13 protein-coding genes are annotated in these 16,437 nt (G+C 50.6%); 11 read left to right on the forward strand and 2 right to left on the reverse strand.

Annotation, left to right across the window (positions count from 1 at the left end; all coding sequences use genetic code 11):
• Window positions 1-37 precede the first annotated feature (37 nt).
• The 6 genes from LA337_12835 (at window position 38) to LA337_12860 (ending at window position 7,333) form a co-directional block, all read left to right on the forward strand.
• The gene (locus tag LA337_12835) at window positions 38-1,258 is read left to right on the forward strand and encodes an MFS transporter (protein ID UBI14088.1); all 1,221 of its coding nucleotides are present in this window, start codon (window positions 38-40) and stop codon (window positions 1,256-1,258) included.
• Window positions 1,259-1,497: 239 nt separating this feature from the next.
• Window positions 1,498-2,733, forward strand: a complete 1,236-nt coding sequence (locus tag LA337_12840) for an MFS transporter (GenBank protein ID UBI14089.1) — start codon at window positions 1,498-1,500, stop codon at window positions 2,731-2,733.
• 21 nt (window positions 2,734-2,754) lie between these two features.
• Window positions 2,755-3,621, forward strand: a complete 867-nt coding sequence (ydiB, locus tag LA337_12845) for a quinate/shikimate dehydrogenase (protein UBI14090.1) — start codon at window positions 2,755-2,757, stop codon at window positions 3,619-3,621.
• A 36-nt stretch (window positions 3,622-3,657) separates the two neighbouring features.
• On the forward strand, window positions 3,658-4,416 hold the full coding sequence (gene aroD / locus LA337_12850) for a type I 3-dehydroquinate dehydratase (GenBank protein ID UBI14091.1): 759 nt from the start codon (window positions 3,658-3,660) through the stop codon (window positions 4,414-4,416).
• A 156-nt stretch (window positions 4,417-4,572) separates the two neighbouring features.
• Window positions 4,573-6,168 (forward strand): acyl CoA:acetate/3-ketoacid CoA transferase, encoded by a 1,596-nt coding sequence (locus LA337_12855; protein ID UBI14092.1) that lies wholly within the window; start codon window positions 4,573-4,575, stop codon window positions 6,166-6,168.
• 13 nt (window positions 6,169-6,181) lie between these two features.
• Window positions 6,182-7,333, forward strand: a complete 1,152-nt coding sequence (locus LA337_12860) for an acyl-CoA dehydrogenase (protein UBI14093.1) — start codon at window positions 6,182-6,184, stop codon at window positions 7,331-7,333.
• 54 nt (window positions 7,334-7,387) lie between these two features.
• Here LA337_12860 and LA337_12865 read toward each other — a convergent pair whose 3' ends face one another.
• Window positions 7,388-8,278, reverse strand: coding sequence for an AraC family transcriptional regulator (locus LA337_12865; protein ID UBI14094.1), 891 nt, complete (start codon window positions 8,276-8,278; stop codon window positions 7,388-7,390).
• Window positions 8,279-8,784: 506 nt separating this feature from the next.
• Between LA337_12865 and LA337_12870 the strand changes: the two genes are divergently transcribed.
• From LA337_12870 to fadK, 5 genes are all read left to right on the forward strand, one after another.
• The gene (locus LA337_12870) at window positions 8,785-9,549 is read left to right on the forward strand and encodes an electron transfer flavoprotein (protein UBI14095.1); all 765 of its coding nucleotides are present in this window, start codon (window positions 8,785-8,787) and stop codon (window positions 9,547-9,549) included.
• Window positions 9,550-9,570: 21 nt separating this feature from the next.
• Window positions 9,571-10,506 carry an electron transfer flavoprotein subunit alpha gene (locus LA337_12875; protein ID UBI14096.1) on the forward strand — a complete coding sequence of 312 codons (936 nt, stop codon included), beginning with the start codon at window positions 9,571-9,573 and terminating at the stop codon, window positions 10,504-10,506.
• A 53-nt stretch (window positions 10,507-10,559) separates the two neighbouring features.
• Window positions 10,560-11,849 carry an FAD-dependent oxidoreductase gene (locus LA337_12880; GenBank protein ID UBI14097.1) on the forward strand — a complete coding sequence of 430 codons (1,290 nt, stop codon included), beginning with the start codon at window positions 10,560-10,562 and terminating at the stop codon, window positions 11,847-11,849.
• On the forward strand, window positions 11,846-12,139 hold the full coding sequence (locus tag LA337_12885; GenBank protein ID UBI14098.1) for a ferredoxin family protein: 294 nt from the start codon (window positions 11,846-11,848) through the stop codon (window positions 12,137-12,139). Before LA337_12880 ends, LA337_12885 begins: the two co-directional genes overlap by 4 nt.
• 82 nt (window positions 12,140-12,221) lie before the next feature.
• Window positions 12,222-13,868: a medium-chain fatty-acid--CoA ligase gene (gene fadK, locus LA337_12890; GenBank protein UBI14099.1), complete on the forward strand. Its 1,647-nt coding sequence runs from the start codon at window positions 12,222-12,224 to the stop codon at window positions 13,866-13,868.
• 67 nt (window positions 13,869-13,935) lie between these two features.
• On the opposite strand, the gene ppsA is transcribed toward fadK, so the two are convergent.
• Window positions 13,936-16,314, reverse strand: coding sequence for a phosphoenolpyruvate synthase (gene ppsA / locus LA337_12895; GenBank protein ID UBI14100.1), 2,379 nt, complete (start codon window positions 16,312-16,314; stop codon window positions 13,936-13,938).
• Between the last annotated feature and the right edge of the window lie 123 nt (window positions 16,315-16,437).

Here is a 16,437-nt window from a genome sequence, read left to right on the forward strand (position 1 = left end):
ACCACTCTCATTTAGCCTCTTCGCTGAGTAACATATTATGAAAAATACCTATTTCTCCACTGCGATAGGGCTGTACTTTAATTACCTGGTACACGGCATGGGGGTGATTCTGATGAGCCTCAATATGTCTGCACTGGAACAACAGTGGCAGACCAATGCCGCAGGTGTTTCAATTGTTATTTCCTCACTCGGCATTGGCCGTTTAAGCGTCTTACTGGTGGCAGGCATGCTCTCAGATCGCTATGGCCGCAGACCGTTTATTATTTTCGGCATGACCTGCTACCTGATTTTCTTTGTCGGTATCGTCAATACTCACAGTATTTACATTGCCTATGCATTTGGGTTTTTGGCAGGAATGGCAAACAGTTTTCTCGATGCCGGTACTTACCCCAGCCTGATGGAGGCGTTTCCCCGCACACCCAGCACGGCCAATATTTTAATTAAAGCGTTCGTCTCCAGCGGCCAGTTTTTACTGCCTATGATTATCAGTCTACTGGTGTGGGCCGAACTTTGGTTTGGCTGGTCCTTCCTGCTGGCTGCAGCCATTATGTTATTCAACGGTGTGTTTTTGTTTCGCTGTCGGTTCCCGCCGCATCCCGGGCCTGATATCGTCATCAGAACACAACCTGCAAAACAAGAAACCGCACAGCCTGAACATCAATGCTCCTTGCTCGACCTTGCCAGTTATACCTTATACGGCTATATCGCTATGGCGACATTTTATCTGGTGAGCCAGTGGCTGGCACAATACGGACAGTTCGTCGCCGGGATGTCCTATACGTTATCGATCAAACTCTTAAGCATTTACACGTGCGGTTCCCTGTTGTGCGTTTTGATTACTGCCCCACTGGTACGCAAAGCAGCACGCGCGACATCGTTATTGACGCTGTACACGTTCATTTCATTTTGCGCCCTGCTCATGGTGTGTCTGCATCCAACAACCTACGTGGTCATCGTCTTCGCGTTTGTCATCGGTTTTTCTTCAGCCGGAGGCGTGGTACAAATCGGTTTAACGCTGATGGCGGCACGCTTTCCGCAGGCAAAGGGCAAAGCCACCGGGATTTACTACAGCGCAGGCAGCATAGCCACTTTTACCATCCCGTTGATTACAGCGAAACTTTCCGAGATTAGCATCGCTCACATCATGTGGTTTGATACCGCCATAGCCGCTGTAGGTTTTCTGTTGGCGCTGTTTATTGGTTATCGCAGCAACATCGCGTCAAAGCATCAATTAAAAATGACTCAAGTCGCAGAATAGCGCGGATGCAATATTGTTCCTCATACCTGCAAAATAATTGACTGCATTTTTAAAATTTCAGCAAAAAGTGGGCGCAGAGTATTAAATTCACAATTTGACATGCAACATCCCTGGTAAGTTAAACGCCATGCTATGTAGGCCCAATAGTTACCACCCGGTATATTATTCACAAGGTCGCCGCAATTTAAACTAAACCGACGAGCACAGAACAATTTTAAAATCCGCAAGGAGTTGTGAAAATGTCTCAAAACAAGACCTTTACTACGCCATTTCTTTTGGCGATAAGCTGTATTTATTTAAGTTATTTTTTACACGGCATTAGCGTCATTACATTGGCGCAAAATATGAGCTCGCTTGCAGAAAAATTCTCCACCGACAATGCCGGGATTGCCTATTTAATTTCCGGCATTGGTCTTGGTCGATTAGTGAGTATTTTATTCTTTGGGGTGCTCTCAGACAAATTTGGTCGGCGGGCAATCATTCTGTTAGGTGCGATTCTGTACATGCTGTTTTTCTTCGGTATTCCCGCCAGCCCGAATCTGATGATTGCCTTTATTCTGGCTGTTTGCGTCGGTGTGGCAAACTCGGCGCTGGATACAGGCGGCTATCCGGCATTGATGGAGTGTTTCCCTAAGGCATCTGGATCCGCTGTTATCCTGGTTAAAGCGATGGTCTCGTTTGGGCAGATGGTCTACCCCATCGTCGTCAGCACCATGCTGCTCAATCATATCTGGTACGGCTATGCGGTCATTATCCCGGGCGTATTGTTTGTCATCATCACCTTAATGTTGCTAAGAAGTCGCTTCCCCAGCCAGATGGTGGATGCGGGCATTGCAAAAGAACTCCCCCAGATGAACAGTAAACCGTTGGTCTGGCTGGAAGGCGTGGCATCCGTCATGTTCGGGGTAGCCGCATTTTCGACCTTTTACGTCATCGTTGTCTGGATGCCGAAATACGCGATGGCATTTGCCGGTATGACAGAAGCCGACGCGCTAAAAACCATCTCTTACTACAGCATGGGATCGCTGGTCTGCGTGTTTATTTTTGCAGCGCTGCTTAAGAAAATGGTTCGACCTATTTGGGCGAATGTCTTTAACGCCGGACTGGCAACCGTCACCGCCGCCATTATCTATTTATATCCATCTCCATTGGTGTGTAACGCCGGTTCATTTCTGATTGGGTTCTCTGCAGCAGGGGGGATTTTACAGCTCGGCGTTTCGGTGATGTCAGAGTTTTTTCCCAGGAGCAAAGCCAAAGTCACCAGTATTTATATGATGATGGGTGGCGTCGCCAACTTTATTATCCCATTAATCACCGGATACCTTTCTAACATTGGCCTGCAGTACATCATTTTGCTGGACCTCGCATTCGCTTTGCTGGCCTTCGTCACCGCCATCATCGTTTTTATTCGTTACTACCGCGTATTTGATATTCCCCAAAATGATGTGCGGTTGGGCGAACGTTATTTTCAATAAATTATTCAGAAGGAGTATCAAATGGACGTAACTGCAAAATATGAACTGATTGGTCTGATGGCCTACCCTATCAGACATAGTCTGTCGCCTGAAATGCAAAACAAGGCATTAGAAAAAGCAGGATTGCCTTTTACTTACATGGCATTTGAAGTTGATAACTCAACGTTTGCTAACGCAATTGCCGGGCTGAAAGCCTTAAAGATGCGCGGTACCGGAGTCTCTATGCCCAACAAACAGCTGGCATGCGAATATGTTGATGAATTAACGCCTGCAGCCAAACTGGTCGGCGCGATCAATACTATCGTCAATGACGATGGTTACCTGCGCGGCTACAATACCGATGGCACCGGTCATATTCGGGCAATCAAGGAAAGCGGTTTCGATATCAGAGGTAAAACCATGGTACTGTTGGGCGCAGGCGGCGCGTCAACGGCCATTGGCGCCCAGGCAGCGATTGAAGGCATCAAAGAAATCAAACTCTTCAACCGCCAGGATGAGTTCTTTGCCAAAGCGCAAGAATTCGCCAAACGTGTCAATGAGAATACCGACTGTGTGGTCACCGTTATCGATCTCGACGATCGACAGGCTTTTGCTGACGCACTGGCCAGTGCAGATATTTTGACCAACGGTACGAAAGTGGGCATGAAACCGCTGGAGAACGACTCTCTCGTAACCGACGTTACCCTGCTGCGACCGGACCTGCTGGTAACTGAATGCGTCTACAACCCGCATATGACCAAATTATTGCAGCAGGCACAACTTGCCGGTTGCAAAACGATTGATGGTTACGGCATGTTGTTATGGCAAGGGGCTGAACAGTTCAAACTCTGGACCGGGAAAGATTTCCCACTGGAGTATGTGAAACAGGTTATGGGTTTTGCAGCCTGACGGACAAGCATTTGTAATATATTAATAGGGTAATCGATGAAAACCGTAACCGTAAAAAACCTCGTGATTGGCGAGGGTGCGCCGAAGATCATTGTCTCGCTGATGGGTAAAGACATCGCAACGGTAAAAAGTGAAGCGCTGGCCTATCGCGAAGCGGATTTCGATATTCTGGAATGGCGCGTTGACCATTTCAGCGATATCTCCTCCATAGATGCCGTGCTGGAAGCTGCACGCACCATCCGCGATGTAATGACTGACAAACCGCTGCTGTTTACCTTTCGTAGCGCTAAAGAAGGTGGTGAACAGGCGCTATCTGTTGAAAACTATATCGAACTAAACCGTGCGGCAGTAGATAGCGGTCTGGTGGATATGATCGACCTGGAGCTTTTCACTGGTGATGAGTTGGTTAAAGCCACCGTCGAACATGCGCACGCTAAAAATGTCGCCGTCATTATGTCGAATCATGATTTCCATAAGACGCCAGCCGCACAAGAGATTATTCAACGTCTGCGTAAAATGCAGGAACTTGGCGCTGATATTCCTAAAATCGCCCTGATGCCGCAGAACACATCGGATGTATTGACCCTGCTTGGCGCCACGCTGGAAATGCAAGAACGCTATGCCGATCGGCCGATCATTACCATGTCAATGGCCAAAACAGGGGTGATTTCACGCCTGTCCGGTGAGGTTTTCGGTTCAGCGGCAACCTTTGGCGCGGTGAAAAAAGCCTCTGCCCCTGGGCAAATTTCGGTCACCGATCTACGTACCGTTTTGACCATATTGCATCAGGCGTAATAATAAAATTTATTCATATTAATATCAGTAATGCCCTGCCCCAGATATTCGCTCATTCACGAATATCGGGCAGCTGGCCGGACATTATTAAATAACTCAAATTATTATTGTCGAATATAGCGACAGGCTGTCGCACGCATATAATCTGGAGTTTACATGAAATTATTAAGACCAAAACGCATTGATGGTCGGGTACCCGTATTATCCGCAGCTGAAGCCATTAATTACATTCCTGATGAAGCAACGCTCTGTGTTTTAGGCGCAGGCGGAGGTATCCTCGAAGCAACGACATTAATTAACGCGCTGGCTGAAAAATATAAAAATGCACAGTCACCGCGAAACTTATCATTAATTAGCCCAACGGGGCTGGGTGACCGTGCAGACCGTGGAATTAGCCCGCTGGCACAGGAAGGTTTAGTCAAATGGGCATTATGCGGCCACTGGGGACAATCACCACGAATCTCCGACCTCGCTGAACAGAATAAAATCGCCGCCTATAACTATCCTCAGGGCGTATTAACCCAGACCCTGCGTGCATCGGCAGCCCACCAGCCTGGCATTCTGAGTGAGATTGGTATCGGAACATTTGTCGATCCCCGCCAACAGGGCGGAAAACTGAATGAAGTGACCACCGACGATCTGATCAAGCTGGTGGAAATCGATAACAAAGAGTACCTCTATTACAAAGCCATTGCGCCAAACATCGCCTTTATTCGTGCCACCACCTGCGACAGCGAAGGCTACGCCACCTTTGAAGATGAAGTTATGTATCTCGATGCGCTGGTGATTGCCCAGGCCGTACACAACAACGGCGGCATCGTCATGATGCAGGTGCAAAAAATGGTGAAGAAAGCCACCCTGCACCCGAAAGCGGTACGTATCCCGGGCTATCTGGTCGATATTGTGGTCATCGACCCCGATCAAACTCAACTGTATGGCGGTGCGCCAGTTAACCGTTTTATCTCGGGCGATTTTGTCCTCGATGACAGCCAACAAACGCCCCTGGCGCTCAATCAGCGTAAACTGGTGGCTCGCCGCGCCCTGTTCGAAATGCGTAAAGGCGCGGTCGGCAACGTTGGCGTGGGTATCGCCGATGGTATAGGTCTCGTCGCGCGCGAAGAAGGCTGCGCTGACGACTTCATTCTGACGGTTGAGACCGGCCCGATAGGCGGTATTACCTCTCAGGGCATCGCTTTTGGCGCCAACGTCAACACTCGCGCAATTCTGGATATGACCTCTCAGTTTGACTTCTATCACGGTGGCGGGCTGGATGTGTGCTATTTAAGCTTTGCTGAGGTGGATCGCCACGGCAACGTCGGCGTACATAAATTCAATGGCAAAATCATGGGTACTGGCGGTTTTATCGATATCAGCGCCACCTCGAAGAAAATAATATTTTGCGGCACATTAACTGCCGGAAGTCTGAAAACAGAAGTTGCCGATGGCAAATTAAATATCGTTCAGGAAGGACGGGTAAAAAAATTCGTCAATGAATTACCTGAAGTTACTTTCAGCGGGGAAATTGCCCTCGAGCGAGGGCTTGATGTGCGCTACATCACCGAGCGCGCTGTATTTACGTTAAAAGAAGATGGCCTTCATTTAGTCGAGATTGCCCCAGGAGTCTCTTTACAGGAAGACATTCTGGACAAAATGGATTTTTCTCCGGTTATTTCCCCCGAGCTGAAACTGATGGACGAAAGATTATTTATCGACACCTCTATGGGTTTTGTATTACCCGATGCTGCCAATTAAAAGGAGTACCCTGATGGATTTTTCATTAACTGAAGAACAAGAACTGCTGCTTGCCAGCATTCGGGAACTGATTACCAGTAATTTCCCGGAAGAATATTTCCGTACCTGCGATCAGACGGCTACCTATCCGAAAGAGTTTATGCGCGCCCTTGCCGACAATGGTATTTCGATGCTGGGCGTTCCGGAAGAGTTCGGCGGTATCCCGGCAGATTACGTCACGCAGATGCTGGCGCTGATGGAAGTGTCCAAATGCGGCGCACCCGCTTTTTTAATAACGAACGGTCAGTGTATCCACAGTATGCGCCGTTTTGGCTCCGCCGAGCAGTTACGTAAAACGGCAGAAAGCACCATGGAAACGGGCGATCCGGCCTATGCGCTGGCATTAACCGAGCCGGGAGCAGGTTCAGACAACAACAGCGCGACCACCAGTTACACTCGCAAAAATGGCAAGGTCTATCTCAACGGGCAAAAAACCTTTATCACCGGCGCGAAAGAGTACCCGTATATGCTGGTACTGGCTCGCGATCCGGAGCCGAAAGATCCGAAAAAAGCCTTTACGCTGTGGTGGGTGGATTCGAAGAAACCCGGCATTAAGGTTAATCCACTGCATAAGATTGGTTGGCACATGCTCAGCACCTGCGAAGTCTATCTTGATGACGTTGAAGTAGACGAAAGCGATAGGGTCGGCGAAGAAGGCATGGGTTTCCTTAACGTCATGTACAACTTTGAAATGGAACGGTTGATCAACGCTGCACGCAGTACCGGTTTTGCCGAGTGCGCCTTTGAAGATGCCGCCCGTTACGCTAACCAACGCATCGCATTTGGTAAACCGATTGGCCATAACCAGATGATCCAGGAAAAACTGGCGCTGATGGCGATTAAAATCGAAAACATGCGCAACATGGTGCTGAAAGTTGCCTGGCGGGCCGATCAGGAACAGTCACTGCGGACCAGTGCGGCGTTGGCAAAACTGTATTGCGCCCGTACGGCAATGGAAGTGATTGATGACGCCATTCAAATCATGGGCGGGTTGGGTTACACCGATGAAGCTCGCGTTTCCCGATTCTGGCGCGATGTCCGTTGCGAACGTATTGGCGGCGGTACCGACGAAATTATGATTTACGTCGCTGGTCGCCAAATCCTGAAAGACTATCAGAACAAGTAAGCGGTAATACGTGCCGGATAGCGCAAATGCGTTTTCCGGCACAAGCCAGGATAATCAGACCTCTGGCATCAGGCATTCCTGCTCAGCCAGATTATTTTTAAACTGCTTACGATAATCACTGGGTGTACAACCCACATGCCGCTGGAAGAGTTTGGCAAAGTGATCGACATTTTCATACCCTACCCGCCAGGAGATTTCCGCTAACGAGGCTTCCGTATTTGTCAGGGCAAATTTTGCCTCAGTCATCCGTCGCTGAATCACATAATTTATCGGCGAAATACGATACTCTTTAGTAAATTCGTGACAGATATAACTGACACTGGCACGGAATTTTTTGGAGAGCTGATCGAGAGTTATTTTTTCGCGGAAGTTATTATTCAAATAAACCAGCACATCTTTAATTAAAACATCTTTTTTGATATAACCTTGCTCTGAACGATATGCATTTTTAAAATTTTCGTAATATAAAACAGTTAGTGCATAAGCAAATGCATCGTAAGCTGAAGACGACAAATTATTTTTGCTCTGGGGCAGCATGACGCTCAACTCATTAAAGATACTCTTAATAACCTCCTTACCCTGAGTCACGCTTATGACCGGACACGAGTGCAGTTGTAATAGCTGATTATCCTGCCAACCGTTGAAACGAAAATCGTGGAGCGCACAGGTGTATGTGGTAGCAGGCGCATTGCTATCTGAAGCAACCGCATGAAGCCGCCCTTGCTCTATCACCACGATATCCCCGGCATGCGCAACATACAGCGACGAATCGATAATAAATCTTGCGACCCCTTTTTTGACATAAATAAGTTCCGTTTCATTATCGTGAACATGATGCCCCGACTCCCACTTAGGGTCATCACTGATGACGAATCGCGAAAACCTCGGGTTTTTCCCCGGTTCAAAAAGGGTCTCCATGGCATTATCAAAGCAGCGTTGATACATGACAACCTCCACCTAAAGGCAGCAATTTTATGAATTATTAATATGAAAAAATAAAAACGATAATGACGTTATACAACGTTATTCCTTCCAGGCGAAACAAAATTATTTGCGCCATCTGCAAGATGACACCGGCTGCTCCAGTGCATTGTCACCACTGATTATTTGTGTTTTATAATAATCAGAAAGAATAAATGTTATTAACCCTGCATTAATAATTTACATATAAGAAACAAATCAAGCATAAAAGCGATTAAAAACATGATGCATTTCGCATTTATTTTCACTGCCTTTGTCTTCCCGTTTTTTCCTGCAGTACGCAACGTCTGATTATTGCTGATAAACCCGGTAATCCCGGGTCGTTTTTTTTGCAAGATTGTTGGCAATGAAAACAGATTGTCCCGTCGAAAATACAGTCCCCTCTGTCGCACACTATTTTCAGTCAATTTTCCCTACTGTCGATAATGACGCGCCACGTCATTATCCACACGAGAATCACTGGAGATGCCATGAAAATAATAACCTGCTTTAAGTTGGTGCCTGAAGAACAGGACGTTGTTGTTACCCCACAGCGCTCGCTTAACTTTGACCGGGCCGATGCCAAAATCAGTCAGTTTGATTTAAATGCGATAGAGGCCGCTGCGCAACTTAGCGCCGAGGGTGATGAAATCGTCGCCTTAACGGTGGGTGGTTCGCTACTACAAAACTCTAAAGTGCGTAAGGACGTGCTGTCCCGCGGGCCGGACAGTTTGTTTATGGTGCAGGATCCACAGTTGGAGCACTCATTACCCCGCGATACCGCTCAGGCGCTGGCCTGCGCGGCCAAAAAAATGGATGTCGACCTGATGTTGTTCGGTGAAGGATCGGGGGATATCTACGCGCAGCAGGTCGGCTTACTGGTTGGTGAACTATTACAGCTCCCGGTGATTAATGCCGTCAGCCGCATCCAACGTAACGGCGATCGCCTGGTGGTTGAGCGCACGTTGGAAGATGAAGTCGAAGTGATTGATCTGCCGCTCCCCGCCGTACTTTGCGTGACGTCGGATATCAACACACCGCGTATCCCCTCAATGAAAGCGATTCTGGGCGCAGGTAAAAAACCGGTCACTCCGTGGCAAGCCAGCGATATTGGTTGGATACCTGCGTCACCGTTAGCAGAACTGGTGAGTCTCACCGTGCCGCCGCAAACCGAACGTCAGCACATCATTCTGGAAAATGACTCAGCAGAAGCCATTGCCGAACTGGCTGAACATCTGAAAAAAGCCCTGAACTAAGCCCAACGGAGAGAAATTATCATGAGTAAATTAGCCAACGTCTGGGTGTTCAGCGATAACGTAGAACGCTATGCAGAATTAATGGCCGGCGCTCGCCAGTGGGGTGAGCAGGTACACCTTATTGTGCAAGGCAGCGACCAGGCCAAGCAGTTGCAACCCCTGGGCGCTGATAAAATCGTCGTGCTCGGAGCAATCTCCGGTTTGCAGCGTGTTGAAAATTATGCCGAAACCATCGCCGCTCTGATACAGGAACACGCCGGACTGCTATTGATGCCCGCCACCAAACGGGCCAAATCCCTTGGCGCGCGCTTAAGCATTCAGCTCAACGCCGCGATGGTGAACGATGCCACATCAGTAACGCTTGATGCAGGCACACTGTTCGCTGAACACCGTATGTACGGTGGGCTGGCATTTGGCAAAGAAAAAATCAAAAGCACGCTGGCGATCATCACGCTTGCCCCTGGCCTGCTTGAACCCGTAGCGGAAAACGCCTCGCATAACTGCCCTGTTGTCTCAGCAAATTACATCTCACCGCACCATGAAATTATGTGCCTGGAGCGTCGCGCCAAATCCGTGAGCAGCGTGGACCTCAGCAAAGCCAAACGCGTGGTGGGTGTGGGTCGCGGCCTGGTTGCGCAAAACGACCTGGCAATGGTGCACCAACTGGCATCCGTACTGGGTGCTGAAGTGGGTTGTTCACGCCCCATTGCTGAAGGCGAAAACTGGATGGAGCGCGAACGCTATATTGGCGTTTCTGGCGTGTTATTGAAATCGGACCTTTACCTCACGCTAGGCATCTCAGGACAAATCCAGCATATGGTCGGCGGTAACGGCGCGAAAGTCATTGTCGCCATCAACAAAGATAAAAACGCGCCTATTTTCAATTACGCCGATTACGGCCTGGTAGGCGACATCTACAAAGTCGTTCCAGCGCTTATCGAACATCTCAGCCGCTAATCCTCTTTAACGCACATCTCCCGCTGCCTCGCGGCGGGAAAGGAGCATAAAGCATGTCAGATGAAAAATTTGATGCCATTGTGGTCGGTGCTGGCGTAGCGGGTACAATTGCAGGCTACGTTATGGCCCAGGCAGGACTGGACGTACTGGTCATCGAACGCGGCAACAGCGCAGGCAGTAAAAATATGACCGGTGGGAGACTCTACGCGCACAGCCTTGAGCGTATCATGCCTGGATTTGCGCAGGAAGCACCGCTCGAACGTAAAGTGACCCGCGAAAAAATCTCCTTTCTGACCGAAGAAAGCGCCGTTACCCTCGACTTCCATAGTGAGAAAGACAACGCGCCAGCGCAGGATTCCTGGACAGTTTTGCGCAACAGGCTCGACCCATGGCTTATGGAAAAAGCGGAACAGGCTGGCGTACAGTTCATTCCCGGCGTGCGCGTCGACGCACTAATCCGCGAAGGTAATAAAGTCACCGGCGTGCAAGCCGGGGACGACATCCTGGAAGCCAATATGGTTATCCTTGCCGATGGCGTCAATTCTATCCTGGGACGGTCACTGGGGATGGTGCCTCCCTCTTCTGCACAGCACTATGCCGTTGGCGTGAAAGAGCTGATCGGCTTACCGTCGGCGGTCATTGCGGATCGATTCAACCTGTCAGGCAACGAAGGTGCAGCCTGGCTGTTTGCAGGCTCGCCGTCAGATGGACTGATGGGCGGAGGATTTCTGTATACCAACCAGAACTCCATCTCTTTGGGTCTGGTGTGTGGACTGGGAGAGATTGCCCATGCGACGAAAAGCATTCCACAAATGCTGGAAGACTTTAAGCAACACCCGACAATTCGTCCGTTGATTGCCGGCGGCGAACTGCTGGAGTACTCCGCACATATGGTACCAGAAGGTGGACTGGCAATGGTTCCGAAGCTGGTTGATGACGGTGTGATGATCGTCGGCGATGCCGCTGGTTTCTGTCTGAATCTGGGTTACACGGTGCGTGGCATGGATTTGGCGATAGCCTCCGCAGAAGCCGCCGCCAAGACAGCCATTGCAGCCAAAGAACGTCAGGATTACTCAGCCACTAGCCTGAAGGACTACAAACGCGCCCTCGAACAGGGCTGCGTGATGCGTGATTTGCAGCATTTTCGCAAGATCCCGGCGCTGATGGAAAACCCGCGCCTGTTTACCCAGTATCCCCGCATGGTGGCCGATATTATGAGCGATATGTTTACCGTTGACGGACGCCCAAATCAGCCGGTTCGCAAGATGATCATGTCCCATGCCAGAAAAGTTGGGCTGATGAACCTACTGAAAGACGGCATCATGGGGGCAACCGCGCTATGAATCAGGACAATAACGTTAACGTCGACGTCAAACTGGGCGTCAATAAATTTAATGTCGATGAAGGTCATCCGCACATCATCCTGGCTGAGCACCCCGACCTTAATGAATTTCGCAAGCTGCTGAAAGCCTGCCCCGCCGGACTGTATAAGCAGGATGAGAGTGGCAATATTCATTTTGACTCCGCAGGCTGTCTGGAGTGCGGCACCTGCCGGGTGCTGTGCGGCGACACGATCCTCACACAATGGGAATATCCGCTCGGAACATTTGGCGTCGATTTCCGCTACGGCTAGCGGGTTTTGCATGTTGTCCGCCGGATTGGCCCCGCTGGCCATCCGGTCAGATGTATGCCGAAATCATCCAGGGAATAACTTCATGAGTATCACACTAACGTTTAACGCCGAACGCCGCGAAGCCTGGCGAAAACAGGGTTTATGGGGAGATGCTTCGCTTAGCGACTACTGGTGCCAAACGGCCAGAGCCATGCCGGATAAAATCGCCGTGGTTGATAATCATGGCGCTTCGTACACTTACGCCGCACTCGACGGTGCTGCCAGCAGTCTGGCAACCTGGTTTTTAGCCTGCGGTATTCAACCCGGCGATCGCATTGCCTTTCAGTTGCCGGGCTGGTGCGAATTTACCATTATCTATCTGGCCTGCCTGAAAACCGGAGCGGTTTCCGTCCCACTGTTGCCTGCCTGGCGCGAAGCGGAGTTGGTATGGGTACTGAACAAATGCCAGGCGAAGATTTTTTTCGCACCAACGCTTTTTAAGCAGACCCGACCGGTCGATCTGATCCTCCCCTTACAAAACCAGTTGCCGCATCTGCAACAGATTGTCGCCGTAGATAAACTGGCGCCAGCAACAACCTCGCTGGCGCTCAGCCAGTTGCTTTTAGCGCCACCGTTAACTCAGATGATTAACGTTCACGCCGATGAACTGGCTGCCGTGCTGTTTACCTCCGGGACCGAGGGAATGCCGAAAGGCGTCATGTTAACCCACAACAACATCCTTGCCAGCGAGCGTGCCTACTGCGCCCGCCTCAACCTTACCTGGCAGGATGTGTTTTTGATGCCCGCTCCACTTGGACACGCTACCGGTTTTCTGCATGGCGTTACCGCGCCGTTTTTAATCGGCGCGCGCAGCGTATTGTTGGATATTTTCACCCCAACAGCTTGTCTTGAACTGCTGGAGCAACAACGCTGTACCTGCGTGCTCGGAGCTACGCCCTTCGTCTACGACATGTTATGTAGCATGGAAAAACGGCCCTGCGATCTCACCTCACTGCGTTTTTTCTTATGCGGAGGCACCACTATTCCGCAAAAGATTGCCCGTGACTGCCAACAGCGAGGCATTAAATTGTTAAGTATTTATGGTTCTACGGAGAGCTCGCCGCATGCGCTGGTCAATCTCGATGATTCACCCTCCCGCATGATGACAACCGACGGCTATGCTGCCGCAGGCGTCGAAATTAAAGTCGTCGATGAAGCGCGCAATACCCTGCCCGCAGGAGTAGAAGGTGAAGAGGCCTCGCGTGGTCCCAATGTTTTTATGGGCTACCTCGACGAACCCGAACTAACCGCTCGCGCGCTGGATAAGGACGGCTGGTATTACAGTGGCGATTTATGCCGAATGGACGACGCGGGATACATCAAAATCACCGGACGAAAAAAAGATATTATTGTGCGCGGAGGGGAAAACATCAGCAGTCGCGAAGTTGAGGACATTTTATTGCAGCACCCACGCATTCATGATGCCTGCGTTGTCGCGATGCCGGACGAACGCTTAGGTGAACGGTCGTGTGCTTACGTGGTGCTGAAACCTCCGCATCACTCACTCTCGCTGGAATCAGTGGTGGCCTTTTTTAGCCGCAAACGGGTGGCAAAGTATAAATATCCGGAGCATGTCGTGATTGTCGAGAAGTTACCGCGCACGGCGTCCGGTAAGATACGAAAATACCAGCTGCGTCAGGATATTATTCAGCGTTTAAACGTGGAGAGTATGGAGATCGTTGCAGGATAAAATGCCGGATGGCGACGCTCTTGCGTCTTATCCGGCCTACATTGAATAGGCCGGATAAGGCATGATGTTACTTGTTCAGTTCAGCCAGGCTCAGCCAGGTCTGCACGACGGTGTCCGGGTTCAGCGACAGGCTGTCGATACCCTCTTCCATCAGCCAGGCCGCGAAGTCTTCGTGGTCGGATGGTCCCTGACCGCAAATACCCACGTATTTACCCTGTTTCTTAGCTGCGCGAATCGCCATCGACAGCAACGCTTTCACCGCGTCGTTACGCTCATCAAACAGTTCAGAAACCACACCAGAGTCACGGTCCAGACCCAGCGCTAACTGCGTCATGTCGTTTGAGCCGATGGAGAAGCCGTCAAAGTACTCAAGGAACTGCTCGGCCAGCAAGGCGTTGGACGGGATCTCACACATCATAATGATCTTCAGTCCGTTCTCACCGCGTTTCAGACCCTGACGCGCCAGCTCTTCTACTACCGCTTTCGCCTGAGCAACGGTACGCACAAACGGTACCATCACTTCAACGTTAGTCAGGCCCATATCGTTACGGACACGTTTCACTGCATCACATTCCAGCGCGAAGCAGTCACGGAAGCTATCTGCAACGTAGCGGCCCGCCCCGCGGAAGCCCAGCATCGGGTTCTCTTCATGCGGCTCATAACGCTCACCACCAACGAGGTTGGCATATTCATTGGACTTAAAGTCCGACATACGCACGATGACGCGTTTTGGATAAAACGCCGCCCCCAGCGTTGCAATCCCTTCCGTCAAACGACCGACGTAGAATTCACGTGGGGAATCGAAACCTTTCATCATGCCGCGGATTTCGTTTTGCAGCTCAGGCGTCTGATCATCGAACTCCAGCAACGCACGCGGGTGCACGCCAATCATACGGTTGATGATAAATTCCAGACGCGCCAGGCCGACGCCTTCGTTTGGCAGGCAGGCGAAGTCGAAAGCCCGATCCGGGTTACCGACGTTCATCATCACCTTCAACGGCAGATCCGGCATGGTCTCCACGCTGGAGCTCTTCACGCTAAAGTCGAGCATGTCAGCGTAAACATAACCAGTATCCCCTTCGGCACAGGAAACGGTTACCTTCTCACCGTCTTTCATGCGCTCGGTGGCATCGCCACAGCCTACCACGGCCGGGATCCCCAGTTCGCGGGCAATGATCGCCGCGTGACAGGTACGACCGCCACGGTTGGTCACAATCGCCGCCGCTTTCTTCATGATCGGTTCCCAGTCCGGGTCGGTCATGTCGGTAACCAGTACGTCGCCTGGCTCGATACGGTTCATTTCGCTGATGTCATGAATGACTTTGACCGGGCCCGCGCCAATGCGATGGCCGATAGCACGACCTTCAGCAATAATTTTACCCTGGGCATGCAGCGTATAACGCTCCATGACCTGGCCGCGAGAACGCACGGTTTCCGGGCGCGCCTGCACAATGAACAGCTTGCCGGTATGACCGTCTTTCGCCCATTCGATGTCCATCGGACGACCGTAGTGCTTCTCGATCTGTCCCGCCTGCTTCGCCAGCTCCTGCACTTCTGCGTTGGTCAGGGAGAAAATGTCGCGCTGTTCCTGCGGTACATCTTCAATCGTTACCTGCTTACCGTGTTCCTGGGTTGGCGCGTAGACCATGCGGATTTTTTTCGAACCCATTGTGCGACGGACGATCGCCGGACGGTCAGCCGCCAGAGTCGGTTTGTGCACGTAGAATTCATCCGGGTTAACGGCACCCTGCACGACCATTTCACCCAGGCCCCATGCGGAAGTGATAAACACCACCTGATCGAAACCAGATTCGGTATCGATGGAGAACATTACGCCAGAAGACGCGAGGTCTGAGCGAACCATCCGCTGGACGCCAGCGGAGAGCGCCACGCCACGATGGTCATAGCCCTGGTGAACACGATAAGAGATCGCGCGGTCGTTAAACAGCGAGGCAAATACGTGTTTGATAGCAACCAGTACGGCATCAAATCCCTGGACGTTGAGGAAGGTTTCCTGCTGACCGGCAAATGACGCATCTGGCATATCTTCTGCGGTAGCGGAAGAGCGCACGGCAAAAGAAGCATGGGCATCGTCCGCTGAAAGCTGCGCGTAGGCATCGCGAACGGCATTCTCCAGCTCCGGCTGGAAAGGAGTGTCGATAATCCACTGGCGGATCTGTGCACCGGCTTTCGCAAGCTCGGTGACGTCGTCAATATCCGTTTTGTCCAGCAGCTCATAAATGCGCTGGTTTACACCGCTCTGGTCCAGAAACTGGTTAAAGGCATCGGCGGTCGTTGCAAAACCATTCGGTACGGAAACACCCATACCGGAAAGGTTAGTAATCATTTCACCCAGGGAGGCATTTTTGCCCCCAACTCTGTCTACATCATTCATGCCGAGTTGGTTATACCAAAGCACCAGCGGTGACGAGCCATTGTTGGACATCGAACAATCCTTATATATGAACGAGGTTAGGAAACTCAATTTTGCGTAATTATCTTTGCATATTTACCTCAACGAAAAAAACGGTGAATCGTTCAAGCAACTTTATTTTTTATTTTTTCAGAT

The organism is Citrobacter europaeus (genome assembly GCA_020099315.1).
GTDB classification, from domain to species: Bacteria; Pseudomonadota; Gammaproteobacteria; order Enterobacterales; family Enterobacteriaceae; genus Citrobacter; species Citrobacter europaeus.